The 244-nt window shown below is 46.3% G+C and carries 1 protein-coding gene; it reads right to left on the minus strand.

The genetic code is table 11. From position 1 onward, the window contains the following. On the minus strand, positions 1-244 hold a 244-nt coding region (locus HMPREF2696_RS02270; protein ID WP_210383755.1), incomplete at both ends, for an NAD(P)H-dependent oxidoreductase.

Genomic DNA, 244 nt, shown 5'->3' on the forward strand with positions numbered 1-244 from the left:
GATGAACTCATTGAGTTTGTGGAAGTGCATGTATAAAGCATCCACACCTTTACCTTCGAAGAAGTCGCCTTCGCGAGTAAAGGCTTCAATCGGGGCATTCCAAGTAAGCGAGAGCATGTGTTTTTTACCTTGCAACAAACCACCTGTGCCGTAGCCTTCAGTCGGATTGACACGATGGCGACCATCACTATGGTAAAGCTTGCCGTGTCCGGCGGTTAATACTTCGTCTATGTATTTTTTCACT

Origin of the sequence: Neisseria sp. HMSC058F07, assembly GCF_001810035.1 — a bacterium.
Taxonomy (GTDB): Bacteria; Pseudomonadota; Gammaproteobacteria; order Burkholderiales; family Neisseriaceae; genus Neisseria; species Neisseria perflava.